21 protein-coding genes, 1 pseudogene and 2 riboswitches are annotated in these 22,734 nt (G+C 66.0%); of the genes and pseudogenes, 7 read left to right on the forward strand and 15 right to left on the reverse strand.

Features of this window, described 5'->3' with window-relative positions; translation table 11 throughout:
• Positions 1-161: 161 nt before the first annotated feature.
• Positions 162-236, forward strand: a riboswitch (glycine riboswitch).
• Positions 237-256: 20 nt separating this feature from the next.
• Positions 257-372, forward strand: a riboswitch (glycine riboswitch).
• Positions 373-419: 47 nt separating this feature from the next.
• The 3 genes from gcvT (at position 420) to gcvP (ending at position 4,996) form a co-directional block, all read left to right on the forward strand.
• Positions 420-1,598 carry a glycine cleavage system aminomethyltransferase GcvT gene (gene gcvT / locus QFZ83_RS17030; RefSeq protein ID WP_307508331.1) on the forward strand — a complete coding sequence of 393 codons (1,179 nt, stop codon included), beginning with the start codon at positions 420-422 and terminating at the stop codon, positions 1,596-1,598.
• 64 nt (positions 1,599-1,662) lie between these two features.
• Positions 1,663-2,034, forward strand: coding sequence for a glycine cleavage system protein GcvH (gene gcvH, locus QFZ83_RS17035; RefSeq protein WP_198784555.1), 372 nt, complete (start codon positions 1,663-1,665; stop codon positions 2,032-2,034).
• Between the two features lie 49 nt (positions 2,035-2,083).
• On the forward strand, positions 2,084-4,996 hold the full coding sequence (gene gcvP / locus QFZ83_RS17040) for an aminomethyl-transferring glycine dehydrogenase (protein WP_307508335.1): 2,913 nt from the start codon (positions 2,084-2,086) through the stop codon (positions 4,994-4,996).
• Positions 4,997-5,046: 50 nt separating this feature from the next.
• Here the strand turns inward: gcvP and QFZ83_RS17045 are convergent, their stop codons facing one another.
• The 4 genes from QFZ83_RS17045 to QFZ83_RS17060 all read right to left on the reverse strand — a co-directional run bounded on the left by QFZ83_RS17045 (position 5,047) and on the right by QFZ83_RS17060 (position 8,176).
• Entirely contained in the window at positions 5,047-5,295 is a 249-nt protein-coding gene (locus tag QFZ83_RS17045) for a hypothetical protein (protein ID WP_013540765.1), read from the reverse strand.
• A 90-nt stretch (positions 5,296-5,385) separates the two neighbouring features.
• A complete protein-coding gene (locus QFZ83_RS17050; RefSeq protein ID WP_306877271.1) occupies positions 5,386-6,300 on the reverse strand; it encodes a DUF3014 domain-containing protein in 915 nt (304 codons plus the stop codon).
• A 130-nt stretch (positions 6,301-6,430) separates the two neighbouring features.
• Entirely contained in the window at positions 6,431-7,108 is a 678-nt protein-coding gene (locus QFZ83_RS17055) for an alpha/beta hydrolase (protein WP_307508337.1), read from the reverse strand.
• A gap of 12 nt (positions 7,109-7,120) precedes the next feature.
• On the reverse strand, positions 7,121-8,176 hold the full coding sequence (locus QFZ83_RS17060; RefSeq protein ID WP_307508339.1) for a nitronate monooxygenase family protein: 1,056 nt from the start codon (positions 8,174-8,176) through the stop codon (positions 7,121-7,123).
• Positions 8,177-8,277: 101 nt separating this feature from the next.
• Between QFZ83_RS17060 and QFZ83_RS17065 the strand changes: the two genes are divergently transcribed.
• Entirely contained in the window at positions 8,278-9,303 is a 1,026-nt protein-coding gene (locus QFZ83_RS17065) for a hypothetical protein (RefSeq protein WP_307508341.1), read from the forward strand.
• Positions 9,304-9,336: 33 nt separating this feature from the next.
• Here QFZ83_RS17065 and QFZ83_RS17070 read toward each other — a convergent pair whose 3' ends face one another.
• Positions 9,337-9,621 (reverse strand): hypothetical protein, encoded by a 285-nt coding sequence (locus QFZ83_RS17070; protein WP_306877275.1) that lies wholly within the window; start codon positions 9,619-9,621, stop codon positions 9,337-9,339.
• Complete coding sequence (locus tag QFZ83_RS17075) at positions 9,618-10,919, reverse strand: UDP-N-acetylglucosamine 1-carboxyvinyltransferase (RefSeq protein WP_307508342.1); 1,302 nt, start codon at positions 10,917-10,919, stop codon at positions 9,618-9,620. The genes QFZ83_RS17070 and QFZ83_RS17075 overlap by 4 nt, the downstream gene beginning before the upstream one ends.
• 257 nt (positions 10,920-11,176) lie before the next feature.
• Here QFZ83_RS17075 and QFZ83_RS17080 point away from each other — a divergent pair, with 257 nt between their 5' ends.
• Positions 11,177-11,578 carry a RidA family protein gene (locus QFZ83_RS17080; protein WP_307508344.1) on the forward strand — a complete coding sequence of 134 codons (402 nt, stop codon included), beginning with the start codon at positions 11,177-11,179 and terminating at the stop codon, positions 11,576-11,578.
• Here QFZ83_RS17080 and QFZ83_RS17085 read toward each other — a convergent pair.
• Positions 11,568-12,473, reverse strand: a complete 906-nt coding sequence (locus tag QFZ83_RS17085) for a LysR family transcriptional regulator (protein WP_307508346.1) — start codon at positions 12,471-12,473, stop codon at positions 11,568-11,570. The two genes, QFZ83_RS17080 and QFZ83_RS17085, sit on opposite strands and share 11 nt — an antisense overlap.
• A 122-nt stretch (positions 12,474-12,595) precedes the next feature.
• Here QFZ83_RS17085 and QFZ83_RS17090 point away from each other — a divergent pair, with 122 nt between their 5' ends.
• Both QFZ83_RS17090 and QFZ83_RS17095 read left to right on the forward strand, forming a co-directional pair.
• Positions 12,596-13,579, forward strand: coding sequence for a tripartite tricarboxylate transporter substrate binding protein (locus QFZ83_RS17090; RefSeq protein WP_307508348.1), 984 nt, complete (start codon positions 12,596-12,598; stop codon positions 13,577-13,579).
• Between the two features lie 88 nt (positions 13,580-13,667).
• Positions 13,668-14,648 (forward strand): tripartite tricarboxylate transporter substrate binding protein, encoded by a 981-nt coding sequence (locus tag QFZ83_RS17095; RefSeq protein ID WP_307508350.1) that lies wholly within the window; start codon positions 13,668-13,670, stop codon positions 14,646-14,648.
• Positions 14,649-14,682: 34 nt separating this feature from the next.
• On the opposite strand, the gene QFZ83_RS17100 is transcribed toward QFZ83_RS17095, so the two are convergent.
• From QFZ83_RS17100 to QFZ83_RS17135, 8 genes and pseudogenes are all read right to left on the reverse strand, one after another.
• Positions 14,683-15,756, reverse strand: coding sequence for a hypothetical protein (locus QFZ83_RS17100; protein WP_307508353.1), 1,074 nt, complete (start codon positions 15,754-15,756; stop codon positions 14,683-14,685).
• 251 nt (positions 15,757-16,007) lie between these two features.
• Positions 16,008-16,421: a hypothetical protein gene (locus QFZ83_RS17105; RefSeq protein WP_307508356.1), complete on the reverse strand. Its 414-nt coding sequence runs from the start codon at positions 16,419-16,421 to the stop codon at positions 16,008-16,010.
• Positions 16,422-16,471: 50 nt separating this feature from the next.
• Positions 16,472-17,843, reverse strand: a pseudogene (locus tag QFZ83_RS17110) (sulfatase).
• Between the two features lie 11 nt (positions 17,844-17,854).
• Positions 17,855-18,946 carry an ABC transporter substrate-binding protein gene (locus QFZ83_RS17115; protein ID WP_306877283.1) on the reverse strand — a complete coding sequence of 364 codons (1,092 nt, stop codon included), beginning with the start codon at positions 18,944-18,946 and terminating at the stop codon, positions 17,855-17,857.
• Positions 18,947-18,977: 31 nt separating this feature from the next.
• Complete coding sequence (locus QFZ83_RS17120) at positions 18,978-19,796, reverse strand: ABC transporter ATP-binding protein (RefSeq protein ID WP_307508358.1); 819 nt, start codon at positions 19,794-19,796, stop codon at positions 18,978-18,980.
• Between the two features lie 19 nt (positions 19,797-19,815).
• A complete protein-coding gene (locus tag QFZ83_RS17125) occupies positions 19,816-20,637 on the reverse strand; it encodes an ABC transporter permease (RefSeq protein WP_306877285.1) in 822 nt (273 codons plus the stop codon).
• A 10-nt stretch (positions 20,638-20,647) separates the two neighbouring features.
• Entirely contained in the window at positions 20,648-21,505 is an 858-nt protein-coding gene (locus QFZ83_RS17130) for an ABC transporter permease (RefSeq protein ID WP_307508360.1), read from the reverse strand.
• Between the two features lie 616 nt (positions 21,506-22,121).
• Entirely contained in the window at positions 22,122-22,712 is a 591-nt protein-coding gene (locus QFZ83_RS17135; RefSeq protein WP_307508363.1) for a GNAT family N-acetyltransferase, read from the reverse strand.
• Between the last annotated feature and the right edge of the window lie 22 nt (positions 22,713-22,734).

Consider the following 22,734-nt stretch of genomic DNA (forward strand, 5'->3'; position numbering starts at 1 on the left):
GGTGTGTTGTGTGCCCAATATGCTAGTGCCAAAAGAAGAGGCTCACCAGATTGATCTGTTCAGGCCTCGGTGCGGTCTTGCCGCCCCGCATCGATGACCGAAACCCCGCCCCGACGCTCTGGATTCGGAAGTCGTGCGATTCGTCCACTACACTCGGCGGGGTCAGGAGAGAGCCCCGCACGACGGGGCCGCCGAAGGCGCAGGGGATCCCCGAACGCTCAGGCAAAAGGACTGACAAGGCGCCGGTTCACACCGGCGTTTCCTTGCTGGAGAGAGGCCGTTGCATGCACACATGCATTGCACCGGCCCACCGAAGGAGCAAACCCCGATCGTGGGGCGAATCTCTCAGGTAAAGCGGACAGCAGGGGTGGCCCGTGGCGTTGCAGCCATGGATTTCGACTGCCCCTTTGGAGTGCCCCGTGGCCGCTTCTTCCGCTCCCGATACCCATACCCAACTTCTCAAGACGCCGCTGTACGACCTCCACGTGGAGCTCGGCGCGCGCATGGTGCCCTTCGCGGGCTATTCGATGCCGGTCCAGTACCCGGCCGGCCTCATGGCCGAGCACAAGCACACGCGCGATGCGGCCGGCCTCTTCGACATTTCCCACATGGGCCAGCTGCGCCTCGTCGGCCCCGACGCCGCAGCGGCCTTCGAGACCTTGATGCCCGTCGATGTGATCGACCTGCCCGCCGGCAAACAGCGCTACGGTCTGCTGTTGAACGATGAGGGCGGCATCCTCGACGACCTGATGTTCTTCAACGAAGGCCACGGCTCGATCTTCGTGATCGTGAACGGTGCCTGCAAGGTGGCGGACATCGCGCACATCCAGCAGAAGATCGGCTCGCGCTGCGAGGTGCAGCCCCTGCCCGACCACGCGCTGCTCGCGCTGCAGGGCCCGCAGGCCGCGGCCACGCTGGCGCGGCTGTCGCCCGGCATCGAGCGCTTCGTGTTCATGACGGGCGGCGCGGTGCAGATCGGCGGCATCCCCGCCTTCGTCACGCGCAGCGGCTACACGGGCGAAGACGGTTTCGAGATCTCCGTGGCCGGCAAGGACGCCGACGCCCTCGCCCGCCTGCTGCTGGCGCAGCCCGAGGTCAAGCCCATCGGCCTGGGCGCGCGTAATTCGCTGCGGCTCGAGGCGGGCCTCTGCCTCTACGGCAACGACATCGACACCACCACCACGCCCGTCGAAGCCTCGCTCAACTGGGCGATGCAGAAGGTGCGCCGTGCCGGCGGTGCGCGCGAAGGCGGGTTCCCGGGCGCGGCAAAGATCCTCGCCCAGCTCACAGCCGCGACCGTCGGCGCCGCAGGCCACACCGACCACGACACCTTGAAGCGCAAGCGCGTCGGCCTCGTCGCGCTGGAGCGCATTCCGGTGCGCGACGGCACGCTGCTGCAATCCTTCGAAGGCCAGGACATCGGCATCGTCACCAGCGGCCTGCTCGGCCCGACGGCCGACCGCTGCATCGCGATGGGCTACGTGGCCACCGCGTTCTCCGAGCCCGGCACGCGCGTGCAGGCCATCGTGCGCGGCAAGCCGGTGCCGATGGAAGTCTCGACCCTGCCCTTTGTGCCGACCCGCTACTACCGAGGCTGATCGCGGCTGACCGCGGCTAGGCTCTGCATTCCCTTATTCAATTTTTTCCACGAGGAGTTTTCCCATGAGCATCAAGTACACCAAGGACCATGAGTGGGTCTCGGCCGAAGGCGGCGCCGCCACCGTCGGCATCACCGTGCATGCGCAGGACGCGCTGGGCGATGTCGTGTTCGTCGACCTGCCCGAAGTCGGCAAGACCTTCGCGCAGGGCGAAGTCGCCGGCGTCGTCGAATCGGTGAAGGCCGCGGCCGATGTGTTCATGCCCGTCTCGGGCGAGATCACCGAAGTGAACGAAGCACTGCGCGCCGACCCCTCGCTCGCCAACAGCGACCCGCTGGCCACCGGCTGGTTCTTCAAGGTCAAGCTGAGCGAGCCCGCGCAGCTCGATGCCCTGCTCGACGCTGCCACCTACGACAAGTTCGCCGCCGAATCCTGACCCCCAGCGTTCGCCCGCCTTTCCTTCTTCTCCTCGAGCCTTCACCGCCATGCCGATTCCCGCCCTTCCCTCTTTGCAAGAACTAGAGAACGCCGAAGAATTTCTCGCCCGCCACATCGGCATCGATGCGGCGGACGAGGCGCGCATGCTGCCGGTGATCGGCTCGGAGACGCGGGCGGAGCTCATCGACGGCATCGTGCCCGCGGCCATTCGCCGCGCGAAGCCGATGCGCCTGCCGGCCCCGGTGACCGAAGCCGAGGCGCTGGCCGAGCTGAAGGCGATGGCGTCGAAGAACAAGGTGTTCAAGAGCTTCATCGGCCAGGGCTACTACGGCACGCACACACCGGGCGTGATCTTGCGCAACGTGCTGGAGAACCCCGCCTGGTACACCGCCTACACGCCCTACCAGGCCGAGATTTCGCAGGGCCGCATGGAGGCCCTGCTCAACTTCCAGACGATGGTGTGCGACCTCACGGGCATGGCCATCGCCAACGCGTCGATGCTCGACGAAGCCACGGCCGCGGCCGAGGCGATGACGCTCGCCAAGCGCAGCGTGAAGAGCAAGAGCAACGTGTTCCTGGTCTCTGGCGACTGCCATCCGCAGACCATCGAAGTCATCAGGACGCGCGCCGCGCCGCTGGGCATCGAGGTCAAGGTGAGCACCGTCTCCGAGACGCTGCCGCACCTGATGGCGAGCTGCGAATTCTTCGGCGTGCTCGCGCAGTACCCCGCCACCACCGGCCATGTGCACGACCTGCGCCCGCTCGCGGGCCATGCCCATCAATGCGACGCCGCGTTCTGCGTGGCCGCCGACCTGCTGGCGCTGACGCTGCTCGCTCCCCCCGGCGAATGGGATGCCGACATCGTCTGCGGCACCACGCAGCGCTTCGGCATGCCGCTGTGCAACGGCGGCCCGCACGCCGCGTACCTCGCTTGCCGCGATTCGTTCAAGCGCTCGCTGCCGGGCCGCCTGGTCGGCGTGAGCGTCGACTCGCACGGCCAGCCCGCGTACCGCCTCGCGCTGCAGACGCGCGAGCAGCACATCCGCCGCGAGAAGGCCACTTCCAACATCTGCACCGCGCAGGTGCTGCCGGCCGTCGTGGCCAGCATGTACGCCGTGTACCACGGGCCCGATGGCCTCGCCCGCATCGCGCAGCGCGTGGCAGCGCTCACCGCCATCCTTGCGCAAGGCCTCACGCAGATGGGCCGCGCGCCGGTCAACGAATTCGCTTTCGATTCGCTCACGATCCGCACCGGCGACGACACGCCGAAGATCATCGAGCGCGCCACCGCCGCCGGCGTCAACCTGCGCCAGCGGCTGCAACAGCACCTGGGCATCTCGCTGGACGAAACCACGACGCGCGCCGACATCGAAACCCTCTGGGCCCTGTTCGTGCCCGCCGGCACCGCGATGCCGCGCTTCGACGACCTCGCCAACGCCGCGCCGCGCCTGCCCGAGGACCTGCGCCGCACCAGCGCATTCCTCACCCACCCGGTGTTCAACACGCACAAGAGCGAGACGGCGATGCTGCGCTACATCCGCAGTCTCTCGGACAAGGACCTGGCGCTCGACCGCAGCATGATCCCGCTCGGCAGTTGCACGATGAAGCTCAACGCGACCAGCGAGATGATCCCGATCACCTGGCCCGAGTTCGCGAACATCCACCCCTTCGCGCCCGCCGAGCAGCAGCTGGGCTATGCGCAGCTCGATGCGCAACTGCGCGCGTGGCTCTGTGAAGCGACCGGCTACGCGGGCATCAGCCTGCAGCCCAATGCGGGATCGCAGGGCGAGTACGCGGGCCTCCTGGCCATCAAGTCGTTCCATGAAGCCAAGGGCCAGGGCCACCGCAACATCTGCCTGATTCCCTCGTCGGCGCACGGCACCAATCCCGCGAGCGCGCAGATGGTGGGCCTGCAGGTGGTGGTGACGGCCTGCGATGCGCAGGGCAACGTCGACATGGACGACTTGAAGCGCGCCTGCGAGAAGCACAGCGACAAGCTGGCCGCGGTGATGATCACCTACCCCAGCACGCACGGCGTGTTCGAGACGCGCGTGAAGGAACTCTGCGAGCTGGTGCATGAACACGGCGGCCGCGTGTACGTCGATGGCGCCAACATGAATGCGCTGGTCGGCGTGGCCGCACCGGGCGAGTTCGGCGGCGACGTGAGCCACCTGAACCTGCACAAGACCTTCTGCATTCCGCACGGCGGCGGCGGCCCGGGCGTCGGCCCGGTGTGCGTGGTCGAAGACCTCGTGCCGTACCTGCCGGGCCATGCGACGGCCGGCGTGGCATCGAACGGCGTAGGTGCTGTTTCAGCCGCACCGCTGGGCAACGCGGCCGTGCTGCCGATCAGCTGGATGTACTGCCGAATGATGGGCGCCAAGGGCCTGCAGGCCGCGACCGAAACGGCGATCCTGAGCGCCAACTACATCAGTGCGCGCCTGAAGGACCACTACCCCACGCTGTACGCGAGCCCCAACGGCCACGTCGCGCACGAGTGCATCCTTGATCTGCGCCCGCTGAAGGACACGAGCGGCGTCACCGCCGAAGACGTCGCCAAGCGCCTCATCGACTACGGCTTCCACGCCCCCACGCTGAGCTTCCCCGTGCCCGGCACGCTGATGGTGGAGCCCACCGAGAGCGAGCCGCTGGCCGAGCTCGACCGCTTCATCGACGCGATGATCGCGATCCGCGGCGAGATCCGCCGCATCGAAGAAGGCGTCTGGCCCAAGGAAGACAACCCGCTCAAGCACGCACCGCACACCGCGGCCAGCCTGCTGGGCGCCGAATGGGCGCACCCGTACTCGCGCGAACTCGGCGCGTTCCCGCTGGCCGAACTCAAGCTCGCGAAGTACTGGCCGCCGATCGGCCGCGTGGACAACGTGTATGGCGACCGCAACCTGTTCTGCAGCTGCGTGCCGGTGGGCGAGTACGAAGAAACCGAAGCGGCGCGAGGCTGAACGCGCGGGCGCCGCGGCGCCCTGTCCGTCTCAGCGTCTGAGCCTTCGTCTCAGCCTTCGCGGCGGTACATCGCCCACTTCACCGTGAGGATGTCGGCGGCGATCTTGGCCGCGTTGACCCCGGCATAGGTTCCGGAGGGATCGAATTCGAAGGCCTCCTGGTAGCGCTTGACCTGCGCATAGTCGCGGTCGAAGGTCATCGGCCCCATCAGCTCGGCGGGGTTGATGCCCGTGGGCAACGCCAGGAATTTCTCGGGATCGGTGGCACTCTGGTAGAGGTCGACGCTCAGCAGGCTCATACGGGTGTCCTCGAAATTTTTGAAGGTCGGGCCATCATCTGCGGCATGCGGGCCGCCCGCAATCGGCCTGCGCCTACACGGCGCGCGGCCTCAGGGCTGCTTCTTCTTCGCCAGCTCGCCCGTGGCGATCTGCTGGCGGAAACCGCGCAGGCTGGCCTTCACCTTGCGTTCGTTCTCCGGCCCCATGCGCACCATGATCTTCTGGCCGGAGGACATCGCCTCCAGCTTCGGATCGACGTATTCGTAGCGCACCCAAGGCCGCGTCGAAGGCACGTCGCCCTTCACCTCGACCAGCCGCACCTGCACCGGGCCGCTGGGCTCGGGCGCCTGCAAGAGGTGGTCGATCACCGCGATGAGCCGGTCGTTGAAGTAGCGCCCCGGAAAGCCGAGTTCTTCGTACGCCTTCTGGAACAGCGGATAGAGCTTGGCGTACACCGTCGCCGCCTTGGCCGGATCGACCGTTTCCGCGAGCAGCACGATGCCGTTGTAGCGCGCCGCGTTGTTCGCGGCGATGGTCTGCGTGCCGCCCTGCGGTCCATCGGTGATGAAGCGCTGCCCTGTAGGCTGCACCGGCCATGCGCTGGCGGGCGCCTGCTCGCGCGCGAGGTTGTCGACCGTGGCGACGAAGCGCCGCACGATGCCGTCGGAGCGCAGGTAGTCGGAAGCGTGCTTGCCACCGAGGAGTTCGGCCAGCGCCTTCATCACGCGCGAATCGGATTCCGCGAGCGCCGGCAAGGCGGCATCGGGTGGTGCGAGCGCTTCGATGGGGTTCTGCGGGCCGGTGGGCTCGGTGGCCGCAGGGGCCGGCGCCGGTCCGTCGTTCGGCGCGGTGGCCACCGGCGCGGACTCGGGCGGCTTCTGCTGTTGCTGGTACCAGCGCCAGCCGAAGAACGCGGCCACCAGCACCACGAGGCCGATGGCGACGATCATGCCGATCGGCGTTTCGCGGCGGGGCCTGAAGTCGGGGGCGTCGTCCCTGGAGCCGGGGGAGTCGTTGTCGGTCATGGCGGCACTTTCCTTTTGCTGAAGGCTGTGTGATGCAGGAGACCGGTCGATGTTGCATCAATCGGCACCGCGTCACGCCACAAGCTCGTAACGCCTTGTGACGCAACCGCCCTCGCGGTGACAACCCAGGTCAGGCTGCGCCGGCCGGCGCGCTGAGCGACTGCAGCCACGCGATCGAGCCCTGCAGCTCGGCCGGGCGGATCTCGTGCGCGCCCGGAAAGTCCGAGCCCGACAGCGCCAGCGGCAGCGTGCGCGCCAGTTCGCGCGTGGCCGCCGCGGCGGTCGGCGGAATCACGTTGTCCGCGCTGCCGTGGCTCACCCACAGCGCCTTGCCCTCGAAGGCCTCGGCGGGCGCGATGTGCGGCGCCACCTGCGCGAGCAGCCGGCTGTGCCACACCATCGCGGCGCGCAGCTTCGCGGGCTGCGTGAGCAGCAATGACAGCGCCATGATCCCGCCCTGGCTGAAGCCGCCCACCACGATGCGCTCGGGCGGCACGCCCAGTTGCTGCGCGGCCGAATCGATCATCTCGCCGACCAGGAAGCGGCTCTCGCGCTCCTGCTCTTCATCGATGCGGCGCTCGCCGTTCGGCAACACCTCGAACTCGAACCACGCATAGGCATCGGGCGACAGCACATACGGTGCGCGCAGGCTCAGCACATGGAACTGCGGCGGCATCAGCCGCGCGAGGCCGAACAGGTCCTGCTCGTTGCTGCCGACGCCGTGCATCAGCACAAGCAGCCAGGGCTCGCGCACGTTGGCCTGTGCGCTGTGTTCGAGAAACTTGAGGGGCAGGTGGAGTTGGGTCATGAATGGAACGGATCAGCGGGATGCGTGAAGAAAACCTTCGGCCAGCGCGCGCGTCACTTCGGCCGCCGGCACCTCGCGGCAGCCGGTGGCGTTCTGCCCCGACCACAGCGGAGAAAAGTCGCCGCTGCCCTGCGCCTCGGACTTGGCGCGCAGCGGCGCGATGCCCGAGGTGGCGAGCGGAAATTCGGGTGCGGCCGCGCCGATGGGCCCCAGCTCGCGCATCACGCGATTGACGATGCCGCGTGCCGGCCGCCCGGTGAAGAGATTGGTGAGCGCGGTGTGGCGGGCCGCTTCGCTCTTGAGCGCCGCACGGTGGATCGCGCTCGTCGTGGCTTCGGGTGTCAGCATGTAGGCGGTGCCGATCTGCACGCCTGCCGCGCCCAGCGCCATCGCCGCGGCCACGCCGTTCGCATCGGCGATGCCGCCCGCCGCGATCACCGGCACTTTCAACGCGCGCACCAGTTGCGGCAGCAGCGCGAAGGTGCCGAGCTGCTTCGTGAGGTCATGCGAGAGGAAGTGCCCGCGGTGCCCGCCCGCCTCGAGCCCCTGCGCGATGACCGCATCGGCGCCGTGCGCTTCAAGCCACAGCGCCTCTTCGACCGTCGTGGCCGAGGCCAGCACCTTCGCGCCCCAGCCATGCACCCGCGCCAGCAGCTCGACGGGCGGCAGCCCGAAATGAAAGCTCACCACCGGCGGCTTGAACTCGGCCAGCAGGTCGGCCACATCGGCGCTGAAAGGATTGCGGCCCGGACCGGTCGGGATGCTTGCCGCATCGATGCCGTGCTCCGCGTAGTACGGCGCGAGCGCGGCGCGCCAGGTGGCCTCGCGTTCGGTGCTCGGCACGGGCGGCGTGTGGCAGAAGAAGTTGACGTTGTACGGTTTGTCGGTGCCGGCACGGATCGCCGCGAGCTCGCTGCGCATCACCTCGGGGCTCAGCATGGCGCAGGGCAGCGAGCCGAGCCCGCCCGCGTTGCTCACCGCGATGGCCATCGCGCTGACCTGGATGCCGGCCATCGGCGCCTGGATGAGGGGGAGTTCGGTGCCCAGGATCTTCTGCAGCGTCGTCATTCGAATGCTCCTTCTGTGTCGAATGCCGGCGATTGTCTCGCCAAGCCGCAGAGCGCTCTGGCCGCGGGGTCATCGCGGCATGGCTTGGCACAATCGCGCGCATGCCCAGCCCGATCTTCCCCCTGCCCCGCCCGTCGAAGCCGCTGCAGCGCGCCGTCGTTGTTGCCCTCGCCACTGCCGGGCTCTTCGTGCTCAGCGGCTGTCCGCAAAAAGAAGCCCTCGTTGTCAGCGCCGACGCGCAGGCGGACGAAGCCGCAGTGGCCGTGGCAACGGCCGAGGCAGTTGCCCCCGCAGCACCACCTGCACCACCAGCGCCTCGCCCCACCGCATCGGCCACGCTCAAGCGCGCCGAACTCATGGCGCTGGTATTCCCCGACTCCCAGGGCCCCGGCGCCGCGCCCCGACAGCCCGACACCGTCTCGCTGCCCGAGAGGGCCAACGAGGGCAAGACAGTGCCCGGCAGCGAGGCCGAGCAACAGGCGCATGTGTCGCCGCGCGAAGTGGTGCGGCTCGACGATACGCATGCCGTCATGCTGACCGAGACCGTGCCGCTCGACGACCGAGGCCAGCCGATGAACGGCCACGTGAACGGCGCATGGCTCGGCGCCTACTTCTTCGAGCAGGGCGCGGACGGCTGGAAACTCGCGAGCCGCAACGACGCCGTCGACTACCTCGGCTTCATGGGCAACCTGGGCACCACCAAGGTCGAGCGCATCGCGCCCCAGCGCTTTGCGCTGACCATCGCCCACGGCAGTTGCTGGCAGGGCTACTGCGGGCAATGGCTGTCGGTGTATGGGCTCGAAGCGGGCCAGGTGCGCGTGCTCGCATCGGGCATTCCGCTGTCGGCAACGAACGCAGGCGTCCACGAGTCCTGCGAGAAAGTGCGCGACGCCGGGAAGCCGGATGAACCGCCGCCAAGCGGCGGGTGCTTCGACATCGGCGGCACGCCGACCTTCGCGCTCGGCACCGACGACGCGCCGGGCGAGATGCGCATCGCCTTCAAGGGCGAGCGCATGGCCGGCGGCAAGAGCCGCCGCGTGTCCACCATCGACAGCACGCTGGTCTATGCCTGGCGCAAGGGCGCCTACGTGCTCACCGAAGGACGCAACCCGGTGCCGTCGTTCTGACGGACGGGATCGGCATCCGGAGGCCCCAACCGCCTACGGGCGTGCCGCTGCCCTCGACCGGTCGCGTGCCCGGGCACGCAACGCCAGCCACGCCATGCCGCCGAACAGCACGGCAAAAACGGCCAGCGGCATCGCGCCCTTCCATGCGGCGCCCACCACCAGCAAGTCCTTGAGCGCGAGCAACGGAAGCAGCGGAAAAACAAGCAGCACCGCGACCGCGGGCACATGCGCATGCGACGGAAAAAAGACGGCCAGCACCACCGCCATCGCGAAGCTCGCCACCAGGTAGGCCAGCAGCAGCCTGAGCGCGAGCTTCACTCCTCGCTCGTCCACTCCACTTGCACGCCCAGGCTGCGCAGGTTCTCCACGAAGCGCGGATGCGCGCGGCGGATCGGCGTCGCGTTGCGGATTTCCGAGCGCCCTTCGATGCTCGCCGCCACCATGAAGAGCGCGATCGCTACGCGGATGATGTAGGGGCTTTCGACCACCGCCGGCGTCAGCGGATTGCCGCCGAAGGTGATGAGCCGGTGCGGGTCCGACGAGAACACGTGCGCGCCGAACTTGGAGAGCTCGCCGGTCCAGCCCAGCGCGCCGTCGTACACCTTGTTCCAGAACATCGCGTTGCCCTGCGCGCGCACGCCCAGCGCGATGAAGATGGGCAGCAGGTCCACCGGAAAGTAAGGCCACGGCGCCGCCTCGACCTTGGTGAGCACATTGCTCGTGAACGGCGTCTGCACCTTCAGCGGACCGGTGCGGATGGCGCGCGACCAGCCGTCCGCATGCTCGATGCGCACGCCGAATTTCGCGAAGGTGCGGTCCAGCAGCGGAAAGTTGGCCGGCGCGCTGTTGCGCACGATCACGTCGCCGTCGGTGATGGCGCCGAGCGCCAAAAAAGTCGTGATCTCATGGAAGTCTTCGTCGAAGCGGAACTCGCCGCCGGTGAGCGCGCCGCCGCCGTGCACCGTCACGCGCGAGGTGCCGATGCCCTCGATGCGCACGCCGATCATCGCCATGAAGCGGCAGAACTCCTGCACGTGCGGCTCCGAGGCGGCATTGGTGAGCGTCGAGGTGCCGTCGGCCGCGGCCGCGCACAGCACGAAGTTCTCGGTGGTGGTGACCGAGGCGTAGTCGAGCCAGTGGTCGGTGGGCGTCAGGCGCCCGTCGCTGTGCACGAGCAGCGAGCCTTCGGTGCGCTCCACCTGGCCGCCGAAGCGCTGGAACACCTCCACATGCGGATCGATCTCGCGCACGCCCAGCGTGCAGCCCTTGACGTTGTCTTCGAGTCGCGCCACGCCAAAGCGCGCCAGCAGCGGCGGCACCAGCATGATCGACGAGCGCATCTCCTCGGGGAGGCGATGCAGCGCCGCGTCGAACGCGGTTTCGCGGTGGTGCAGCGCGAGCGTGCCGGTCGCGTGGTCCATCTGCACGTCGCTGCCGAGGGTGCGGAAGATGTCCAGGATCTTGCGCACGTCGGTGATGTCGGGCACGCCGAGCAGCCGCAGCGGCTCGTTGGTGAGCAAGGTGGCGCAGAGCACCGGCAGCACGGCGTTCTTGTTGGCGGAGGGGGTGATGCGGCCGCGAAGCGGCGTGCCGCCGTGCACGATGAGGTTGGACATGGAGGTGCGGGGAAACGGAAACGAGGGAATCGAGAGGAATCGAGGAGAGAAGTCGCGGAACGTCCGCAACCGGGTGCCGGGACTTTACCGTCGGCGGATGGCGCTTACGGACGGGGAAGTTGTAAGAACTTGCCGGGGCCGACGGTGCCGGGCGCCCGATTGTCCATGCATGTGAACAGTCATGCCATGAATAGCGGCTGTTGATCTTGCTCGCAAGTCCATACCATTCAGGTCATTGGACAACCGAAAGGATTGAAATGAGCAAACCCGAATTCTTCATCACCCCCGGATATGGAAAGCAATTCCTCGACAGATTGCATTACTCGCAAGCCGTCAGGATCGGCAATCGCGTCGAAACATCAGGGCAAGGCGGCTGGAGCGACGATCTGCAATTCCCTAAATCGCTTGAAGATGAAATTGCGCAGGCGTTCAAGAATGTCGAGCGGACGCTGGCAACTGCCGGCGCCAGTTGGGAGCATGTCGTTCACATCAATTCATACCACGTCGGCGGATTTCCGCCGGTGGTCAATGAAACGATGGCCAGACTTTATCGTCAGTACATGCCGAACCACGCGCCCATCTGGACGGAGTTGGATGTCGCGTCCCTCGCGCATCCGGACATGCATATCGAAATTCGCGTCACCGCAATTATTCCGTAATGGGCAGATCAACTCCGAATTTCTGAACCACCCAATCGGCGAACGCCTTCAACCTGGCATTCTGGTGCCGATTGGGGGGATAAAGAATATGAAAGGGCATTGCGGGCCTTGACCAATCCTCCAGAACCGCCACCAATTCACCCGAATCCAGATAAGGCTGGACGATGCGCCTGAAATGCTGCCCGACGCCCAGGCCCGCCAGCAGCATTTCCTTCAGGCCATTGCCTTCGTTGGTCGAGAAAACGCAATTGCCGATTTCAAATCGCTCGGCGCCGCGCTCGAAGATCAAAAGCTCCGGTTTTCCTGTCGAAAAAAAATAACACGCGGCAGCGTGATTCAATTGAAGATCGTTTGGGGAAGAGGGAATTCCCTTGCGATCCAGATAAGCTGGCGCGGCGCAGGTGACATATTGAAGTTCAGTCACCCTTCGCCCAACCATTGCTATATCGTCGAGCCTGCCGGCACGAATTACGCAATCCACGCCCTCTTCCACGATATTCAATGGCCGGTCGCTGATTCCGACTGCGATGGTAATTTCTGGATATTCGCTATGAAATTCCGGCAACTCGGGAATCAGCAAGCTGTTGGCGAATGCCGCTGGCGCATCTATTCTCAGATGCCCGCTCGGCTTGACTTTTTTACCCCGCACCGCGCTTTCGACCGAATCCATTTCGGCGATCCAGCGCATGGCGTGTCCGTAATACTCGAGGCCGTCCGATGTGGGGGTCACCGCGCGTGTGGTCCGCTGCATCAATTTGATATTCAGATGCTTTTCAAGATCGGTAATCAATTTGCTGACCGTCGAGCGCGGAAGCGCCAATTGATCCGCGGTGCGGCTGAAGGAGCCCGTGTCCACGACCCGCACGAAAGCCCGCATTGCCAGGAGTTGGTTCATTGAAATCTATTCATTCGAGCGGATAAAAAGCTGGCTCCATTGTCTATGCATGTGCGCAATGGCGGCAAGAAGCCATCGCCGCCGAGGACGCGTCGGCACGGAAACTGCAGCGCGCCTTGACCATGCCTTCCATCACCCGCTCCCTTCTCGCAGCGCTTGGCGCCGTCGCCCTCCTCGCCATATCCACGCCCTCCCCGGCCCAGGACACCTACCCCAACCGCCCCGTCAAGGTCATCGTCGCGCTGCCGGCCGGCGGCAGCGTGGACATGGTGGCGCGGCTGGTCAGCCAGCAGCTCGCGGCCGACCTGGGCCAGCCCTTCGTGGTCGACAACAAGGCCGGCGCCTCCGGCCAGATCGGCACGCCGCTGGTCGCCCGCGCGGCGCCCGACGGCTACACGCTCATGGTGTCGCCCGCCTCGTTCCTCACCACCAACAAGAGCATCTTCAGGACGCTGCCCTACAACCCCGAGGCCGACTTCGCCCCCGTCACCAAGCTGGTCAACCAGGCCATGGTGCTGGTGGTGCGCGACAAGGCGCGCTTCGCGAGCGTTGCCGACGTGCTGGCCGCGGCCAAGGCCAACCCCGGCAAGCTGACCTACGCGTCCTCGGGCGACGGCAGCCCGCAGCACCTGGCGGGCCTCATGTTCGAGAGCCGCACCGGCACGCGGCTGCTGCACATCCCCTACAAGGGCGGCGCGCCGGCCATCACCGACCTCATCGGCGGCGTCGTGGACATGGTGTTCGCCCCGCTCCCCGAAGCGCTGCCGCACATCCGCGGCGGCAAGCTGCACGCGGTCGGTGTGCTGAGCGAGAAGCGCGCGGTGTCGGCGCCCGAGATTCCGACGCTGCGAGAAGGTGGCGTCGACGGCGTGGTGCTGTCGGCGTGGATCGGCCTGCTGGCCCCGGCGAAGACGCCGCGGCCGATCCTGGAGCGGCTGGACAAGTCCGTGAAGGCACTGCTGATGCGGGGCGATGCAAGGGCGAGGCTGCTGGAAGTGGGGATGGAGCCAGCGCCGGACGACGCCAAGCCGCTGGGGCAGGTCATTGCGGAGGAGATCCGGGTGCATGCGGAGCTGGTGAAGGCCGCGGGGCTGGTGCCGCAGTAAGGCTGCATGCCGAGCGTGAAGGACGCGCTCTCGCTATTGCGAACAGTGATCGGCATCTGCATGGGCATAGCTCTTGCGTCGGCTGGTCATGTCTTCCATCGCTTCCCCCTCACGCCGACGCGCGCTTCAATCCCTGGCTGCCGGCGCCGCATCGCTCGCGCTGCCGGCCTTTGCCCAATGGCCCGATAAACCGGTTCGCATCGTCGTCACCTTTCCGGCCGGTGGCTCGAGCGACATCCTCGCCCGCGTCATGGCCGAGCAACTCGGCAAGAAGCTCGGCCAGGCCTTCGTGGTCGACAACAGGCCGGGCGCAGGCGGCACCATCGGCGGCGCGCAGGTCGCGGCCGCGCCGGCCGACGGCTACACGCTCATGCTGTCGAACACGACACCCATCGCGCTCGGGCCCTTCGCGCTCGAAAAGCAACCCTACGACCCCGTCCTGGCTTTCACGCACATCGCCTATCTGGGCTCGGCACCGCTGGTGATCATGGCCAGCAAGTCCGCGGGCATTGCAAGCTATGCGCAGCTCGATGCCCGTGCGCGCAAGGAAGGGCTGCTGAACTTCGGCTCCGGAGGCCCCGGCTCGGTCGGCCACATCCATGGCGAGTTGATCCGCAAGACGACAGGCATTCCCATGGTCCATGTGCCCTACCGCGGCGGAGCACCGATGACGACGGACCTGATCGCGAACGTGATTCCGGTCGCCATCGACGTCGTTACCGCGTATGTGCCGTTTTTCAGGAGCGGCCAGTTGGTTCCGCTGGCGGTGACGGGCAACGCCCGGTCGCCGCTCATTCCCGAAACGCCGACCGTCGCCGAACTGGGTCAGCCACAACTGGTGCTCGAGAACTTCTTTGGCCTGAGCGCGCCGGCGGGCCTGCCGCCCGATATCGTCGCCAGGCTCAACGCCGCCTGCAACGAGATCCTGGTCATGCCGCAGGTGTCGAGCAAGCTGCTCGAGCTGGGCATCGTCGGAAAGCCTGGACCGGTCGATCGCTTCGAAGAGCTGGTCAAGGCGCAAGTGGGCATTCTTGGGTCGACGGTCAGGGGGGCGAGCATCAGGCTGTGATGTCCGGCACGCTGCGGCTCTTGGCAGAGGAAGCTCAGCGGGTCGTCACAGGCAACTGCAACTGCAACGGTGTGGAGGGGCGCTGGCCCAGGGGCCAGTTCCACAGGCGCCCTTGCCTGTCGATCGCGATCGTGTCTTCCAATCCGGCCGCGACGTGCGCAACGTCCTCCATTGCCAGGCGCGGCTGAACGCCTTCGGGTCCGCCCCAGATATACAGGCTGCCATCGGGCCGCAAGGCCAGCGAATGGCGGCTGCCGGTTGCGATGGCCGCCGCGCCTTCGAAGATCACGCCCCATCGATCGGCCTTGTCACCCAGGCCATGACCGGCCAGCGGGCCAAAGCGATTGCCACCGGTGCCCAGGACCGCGCCGTCGGTGCGGCGATGCAGCGCGTGGCCCGTATGGCCGACCACTTCGCTCGCCTGCTCGGCCACTGCGGTCCAGCCGGGTTGCTCGGCCAGCCGTCCGTCGCCGTACTGGCCGCGGTGCGCGAGGCCACGCGCGTAAAGGCGGCCACCGGGGGCGATGTAGTAGTCGGCGCCATCCCCTACCCAGGTGTGCAGGGCGGCGTCGGCACTGCGGCTCCATGCGGTTTCGCCGACCCGGCGTTGCCACAGGCTGCCATCGCAGCGGATCGCCAGCAGGCCACTGTCGCCGGCCGAGATCAGCGCCACGTCGTCCAGCAGAAGATCGACGCGCGCCGAACCCAGCGGCCACGTCACCGCGCGCTGCTTCTCGTCGATTGCATAGCCGTGCGACTTGCTTACCGCGACATGGCTGGCTCCGTGCAACACGACCCTTGGTTTTTCCTGTGGACTCCGCCACTCATGGACGCGGCCGTCCAGCAATGCCAGCTTGTGGTCGTAGTACCCGGCCAGCCGGGCGCGATGCTGCGCGGCTTCTGCGCCGACTGGCGACATCTGCGCGCAGCTGGCGGCTGCAGGATTGGCCACCAGTACGGTGCAGGCAGCAGCCAGGCTCAGCAACGCACGCCAGTGTTCGGCCACGCTTTTGCAGAACAGTGATCGTTGGGGCGCGCTCGTGTGCGCGACCCGGCGCAGAAGCTCATGTTCGCAGCTGCACAAAAAGACGTGAGATGTGTTTTTCATCGGAATGAAGGAAGCAATTGACAAGGCGTTGTTAACGATCGCTTGCGTAGTTCACAAACCCGTGGTCGCCGCCGCTCTGTATTCGACTCCATATCAAGCCAAGCGCATCGGGCGATTGTTTTAACAGTGAGCCTTTGATCGTGGAAATAGCTGCTTGACTCTGAAGCGGCTCCAGGGTTCTTAATCCCTTGGCGCGCAATTTTGCGAACGCACTGAATCCAAACAGGGAAACCAAACAAATGACCAGCTGCTCACAACACCCCGGCGAACACACTCATCAGCATGGACCGTCGTGCGGCCACACCGCCATCACGCACGGCGACCATGTCGACTATCTGCATGACGGCCATTTGCACCACATGCACGATGGCCACGTTGACGAGCACACCCTTGAGGTCACGGCCGCGAATCCCGATCAATGCACGCCGAACCATCGCTGCGCGGGTCATGAGGCGGGACATGTTCACGGTCCCGACTGCGGCCATGAAGCCGTGCCGCATGGCGATCACATCGACTACCTGGTTGACGGCCACCTTCATCATCCACACGGGGACCATTGCGATGATCACGGCACGGTTAAGCTTGCCCGCTAAGCCGCTTCTTCCCGATTGATCTGTGCCCGCCTCGTGCGGGCTTTTTCTTGCCTTGTGGTGTCGATGCAGCAAAGGCTGCACAGCGCCTTGGAGTGACGGGCTCCTTCCTGGGTTCGCCCATTTCAGTCTCCATCGGCGGGGCGCACGCCACCTGGCGCACCGAGCACCGCGCGATGCAAGCGGTCCGGCACGTAGCGATCGGCCTGAATGTCGGGGGTCACGCCATGCGAGAACACTTCGTCGGTGATCGGCAGGAAATTCTGGTTCCATGCAGTCCACTGTTGGCGCAGCCGCTCGAAGACTTCCGGCTCGCGATCGCGCAGGTTGGCGCGCTCTCGCAGGTCGACGGCCACGTCGAACAGGAACTCGTTGTCGTTGATCTTGAGGTACTTCCAATCGCCGTCGCGCACGGCGCGCTGCGACTGCTCCTTGTAGCGCCAGTAGAGCTGTCGCGGATGCGCGGGCGTGCTGCCCTCCAGCACCGGCAGGATGTTCTCTCCATCGCTGGCATAGCCAGGATGCGCGGCCGCGCCCGCAGCCGCGAGCAAGGTCGGCAGCCAGTCCATCGAGATGGTCACCTGTGTCTGAACCTGCGGCGAAATCCGCTCGCGCCAACGCAGCAGCGTCGGCACGCGCAACCCGCCTTCGAGCAGTTCGGTCTTCTGGCCCGTGAAGGGCCAATTCTTGGAAAAACGCTCGCCGCCGTTGTCGCTGGTGAAGACGACGATCGTGTTGTCGCCCAGGCCGTTCTGCTCGAGCGTCGCCAGCACTTGTCCGACCGCCGCATCGAGCGCGCCGACGATCTTTCCGTAGGTCTCCAGGTTGCCGCCGTCGTAGTGAAAGAGATCCTTGAGCCCGCGCGAGACGTGCTCGTCCTCCGGCCCCTCCCAGGGCCAGTGCGGCGCCGTGAAATGCAGCGAAAGAAAGAAGGGCCTGTCGGGCGTTTCTGCACGCTCACGCGTAGGCCGCGGCCTCGTCGGCCAGGATCTGGGTGTAGTAGCCGGTGCGTTCGACCGGCACCTCACCCTCATAGAGGTCGCGCGGCAGGTGGTCGCCGACGCCCGACTTGTGCGTGAAGTAGTCGACGGCGCCGCCCAGGTTGCCGAAGAAGCGGTCGTAGCCACTGCGCTGCGGGCCGTATTCGGGGGGCCGGCCCAGGTGCCATTTGCCGATCAGGGCGGTGTCATAGCCCGCCGCCTTGAGCAGCGAAGGCAGCGTCGGGTGCTCGGGCGGCAGGCCGAGGCCCTTGCCGCTGGTGGCGATCGGCTCCTCCAGCCCTCCTCGCAGCCGGTACTGGTAACGCCCGGTGATCAGCGCAAAGCGTGTCGCCGAGCAAACGGCCGAGTTCGCGTAGGCCTGGGTGAAGCGCACACCCTCCACGGCCAGGCCGTCCAGATGCGGGGTCGCGAAGCCGGTCTGGCCGTAGACGCCGAGATCCGCGTAGCCGAGGTCGTCCGCCAGGATGAAGACGATATTGGGGGTCTTGTTGTTCATCTCGACAGGCCTCACTGCCTGGCGGCCAAGCCTGCCGCATTGGTGGGCGCCCAGAAATTCTCGAGCTGAAGTTCCTTGAGCGCACGCGCCAGGAAGCTCGGATCGGCCCAGGCGCGGGCATCGAATGTCTGGCGGATGATGCCGACCTTCTTCGCGCCGTCGATCACGTCGGCGTAGTGCGAGACGAAGCCGTCGTCCAGCAGCGGCGAGTAGCGCTCCTTGAGCGAGGCGCCCTCGAAGTCGCTGCTGAACAGCGCAACGGGATGGCCGCTGATCTCGCCAAAGCGGGCGAACAGCGCATCGCGCTTGCTGTTGTCGGACGCCGACTGCGCCTGTTTCACGATCACCTTGATCAACCGCGTGAGGGCCTCGGGATGTTGCCTGGCGAACGCGTCGGTTGCGATCACGCCCGAGTTGATGCCGTAGATCGGCCCCTTGCCGCGTGTACTGACCGGGATCTCGGCCGTGCGCGCGATCTTGAGCAACTGGAGGTCGGAGCCGCCGAAGGTCGCGTCGATGTCCTTGCTGACCACCGCCGCCTTCGAGGTCGGCCAATCGAGGTTGGTGAAGCGCACGTCCCTCTCGGTCAGGCCGGCATCTTCGAGCAGGCGGTTGAACGACAGCTGATAGGCCGTGCCGCGCAGCACCGCGACGCGTTTGCCTTTCAGATCCTTGAAGCTTCGGATGTTGCTGCCCAGCGCGGTCGCCAGATAGCTGTTGCTGTTGCGCCCGCCCGAGGCGACGAGCCGCGTCTTCAGGCCGTTGGCACGACCGATCACGCCGGCCAGGTCTCCCAGGAACACGACATCGAGTTGCCCCGTTGCCAGGGCTTCGTTGATGGCGGGACCCGCGCCCTTGAAGAACTTCCATTCGATCTTCACGCCGTCCTTCTCGAACTCGGCCTCCAGCGCCTTCTGGGCATAGACCAGCGACACCGGCCCGGCGCCGGCAAAGGACTTGCCCTGGCTGCCCTGTTCGGGGGCTGCCAGCCGGATCACCTTGGGCAGGTCGGCCGCCGATGCCAGGCTGGTGCCAAGCACGCCGGCGAGCACCGCGGCGGCAATGAACGACCTGCGGCCGCGGAAAGGAAATGAAGTGCGCATGGATGCTCCGTTTGGAAAAATCTGGAAAAAATCAGATGGCGAACAGCACGGACTCCGCGCTGCGCGACGCAGGCACGAGCGCCGGCGCCTCGGTCGGCTGTCCCGAGAATTCGGCGAGCACGCGCTCCTTGATCTCGGCGAAAGCCTGGCTCGCCCGGTTGCGCGGATGCGCGAGCGGCACCGGAACGATGCGGCGGATGCGTCCCGGGCGAGGCTCCATCACGACCACCTTGTCGCCCAGGAACACGGCCTCCTCCACGTCGTGCGTGACCAAAATGGTGGTGATGCCTTCGGCCTGCCAGATGCGCAGCAGCTCCTGCTGCAGGTGAGCGCGCGTCATCGCGTCGAGCGCGCCGAAGGGTTCGTCGAGCAGCAGTACCTCGGGCCGGTTGACCAGGGCTCGCGCGATTGCCACGCGCTGCGACATCCCGCCCGAGAGCTGATGCGGAAACGCTTTCTCGAAGCCCTGCAGCCCCACCAGCTCGATGTGCTCCTGCACCTGCACGCGCTTCTGCGCCTCGGTCAACGGCGCATTGAGCAGGCTCAGCGCGATGTTGTCCTCGACGTTGAGCCACGGAAACAGCCTGTGCTCCTGGAACACGATGCCGCGCTCCAGGCTGGTGCCGAGGATGCGGTCGCCGTCGAGCAGCAGTTCCCCCTGGTAATCGCCCTCCAGGCCGACCAGCAGCCGCAGCAGCGTCGACTTGCCGCATCCGCTGGTGCCGACGATGCTGACGAATTCGCCCGGTGCGATGCTCAGCGAGATGTCGCTGAGCACGGGCAGCGGCGTGCCCTCCACCTCGTACTGCTTGTGGAGATGCCGGATGTCCAGCGTTCCTGCGTGAGCCACGTTCGTGTTCCTTGGGTTGTCAGAATTGCGCGACCAAGCGGCCGCGCCAGGCGAGCAGGCGGGTCTCGATGCGGGTGGCGATCCAGTTGAGCGTGAAGCCGGTGAGCCCGACCACGACCACGCCGAAGATCACCAGGTCCATGTGGAAATGCTCGCGCCCGTCGATCATGGTGTTGCCGATTCCCTTGCCCGAGACCAGCAGGTACTCGGCGCCCAGCGTTGCAAGCCAGGCATAGATCAGCGCCAGGTGTATGCCCGCGAAGATCGACGGAGAAGCGCTGGGCAGGACCACGCGTGTGAGCATTTGCCAGCGACTGAACTTCAGCGCCCGCGCAACTTCGATCAGTTCGCGCGGCACGCTGCGGATGCCTTCGTGGGTGTTGAGCACCACGGGAAAGAAAGCGGCCAGCGAGAGAAAGGCCACCTTGGCGGCATCGCCCAGGCCGAACCAGACCGAGATCAGCGGGATCCAGGCGAACAGCGAGATCTGCTTGAGCGTGTGAAAGCTCGGCCCGAGCGCCCGCTCCGCCAGCCGCGACAGGCCGAGCAGGCCACCGCCCACCAAGCCCGCCGTCACGCCGATGGCGAAGCCGGCCAGGTCGCGCCACAGGCTCGAACCCAGCGCCTCCCAAAGCTCGCCGCTCGCCGTGTAGCTCACCGCGCGCTGCCACACCGCCTCGGGCGATACCAGGAAGGCCGCATTGCCCCAGCCGAGGCGCGCGGCGGTCCACCACAGCGCGAGCAGAAGCAATGGCACGACCCAGCCGCGCAGGGCCTTAGGCACGGGGTGTGCACGGCGCGCCTGCACCGCAGGTGCCGTTGGTGCAATGTGTTCACTCATGCGCTCTTCCTCAGAATCCGGGGCGTTGCCAGCGCGTGAGGCGCTTCTCGATCAGCGCGAAGATCTTGTCGAGTGCAAAGCCGACGGCACCGACCACCACGACGGCGGCCAGCACCACGTCGAGCTGGAACAACTGGCGGCCATAGACGATCAGGAAACCGATGCCCTCGCTGGAGGCCAACAATTCGACCACGACCAGCGCGAGCCAGGCATGCGTGAAGCCATAGCGCACGCCGTTCCAGATCGGCGCAAAGGCCGAGGGCAGCACCACCTTGCGCAGCAGTTGCCAGCGCGAGAACCGGAGCACGCGCGCCACCTCGATGTAGCGCGTGGGTACGCCTTGAATGCCCTTGTAGGTATTGAGCACCACCGGCACCAGTGCGGCCTTGGCGATGAGAAAGACCTTGAGCGATTCGTCGATACCCACCAGCAGCATCAACAGCGGCAGCCAACCCAGCACCGGCACCTGGCTGAATGCCTTGAAGAGGGGATAGGCGTAGTCCTTGAAGAGCGGCGACAACCCCATGGCCACGCCCAGCGCAAACCCTGCACTCAGCCCCAACGCGAAACCCGCGAACACGCGCGTCAAACTGACCTGCAGGTGACCCCATATCTCGCCGGTGCCGAACAGATCGACCAGCGTGCGCCAGACGACGGCGGGCGCCGGCAGCACCTGCGGCGCGATCCATTCAAAGTGCGCGCCGAGTTGCCACAGCAGCAACACCAGCAGCGGAAAGAGCCAGGCGATCCAGCGTGACGAGGCGACATACCGCGCCGGTGCGCGCAGCCATTGCGCCAGCGAAGCGGCATGCGGTGGGTTGGCGGCGGCAAGCTTGACCAGAGGAAGTTCGGCAGAAGGTACGGCCATTGGGCTTGGGGAACGATTGATCTTGAATGGCGGCGTGCACCTACCCGATGTGGGCGAGCAACCGGGGGTTGGTCAACGCTCAGGCGCTATGTGATGCATGCATCGCATCGAATGGCATCGGAGACAGACGGCCTGCGCCGCTGCTTTCAATGCGTGTTGTTGTAGCCCAGACATCGACGCGCTCGACCCGCAGCCAATTGCAGGCGCGAAAAGCAGCGCGTGAGTTGAAGTTCTTGATGCATTGCGATGAAGAGCGAATTTTGATTCGCCGGCAACGCATTCAGAACGAATCAAATTTCATTTTGATATAGCCGATTCAACCGATGCGCCGTTGCATACATACATATGTGACGCACGAGGTCGGGTGACCATGAGCGCGGGCTGGCTTGTCTCGGCCACCTATGTCGTCCACGCGAATTAGCGCCTTTGGTCGTGCCGCCGAGCGTTACGTCGCATGCAAGGTTTAGCGCGGTGCGTCCCTTAATCGCTCGTGCTGATCAACTCAGGCGCTGTGAAAAGAGTCGCCGAGCGAGGCTTCGTCCCAGTTGGCGCATTCACGTTTCCTCTGTTTGCCTGTTCTTCATCAACGTACAACGCAATGGCCTTGGATCTGGCTCTATGGCTGTTCGCCGCTGGAATACTCATGACGCAGCAACGAGAGTTGCACCAGGTCGTGATGCTCCCCCCACCAGAAGCCGGCCTGCCGCTGGAGCCCTTCTTCGACGAAGCCCAGTCGCCGCAGAAGCTTCAGCGAGGCTGCGTTTTCCGGATGGACCTGTGCTTCGATGCGATTCAACGCCATCGATTCGAACCCCCAAGGCAAAGCGGCAACTAGCGCCTCGGTCATCAGGCCTTCGCCCCAGGCATCGCGTGCGAGTTCGTAGCCCACGGTGCAGCTTTTCCAGTTCCTGTTCCATCGGAACAGGCCGCATGTTCCGATGAGGCGACGGTCTTGCTTGCGTTCGATCGCCCATCTGGTTCCCAGGACCGGTGGTTGCCGCCAACCCGCGAAGGTCTGCACCATCTTCTCGGCTTCCGCCAGGCTCGCGATCGGATCGTTGCCGAACCAGCGCATGGCCTCGCGGTCACCGTGGATGGCGAGCAAGGAGGCTGCGTCGGTCGGGACGATCTCGCGCAGCGTGAGGCGGAGGGTTGTCAGGGATGGGAAGGTCTCGGCTGGTGCGTCTGCGGTATTGGCGTTCGTCATGACAGGTTGCTCCCAATTTTTT

This window comes from Variovorax sp. W1I1, from assembly GCF_030815625.1.
Lineage (GTDB): Bacteria > Pseudomonadota > Gammaproteobacteria > Burkholderiales > Burkholderiaceae_C > Variovorax > Variovorax paradoxus_C.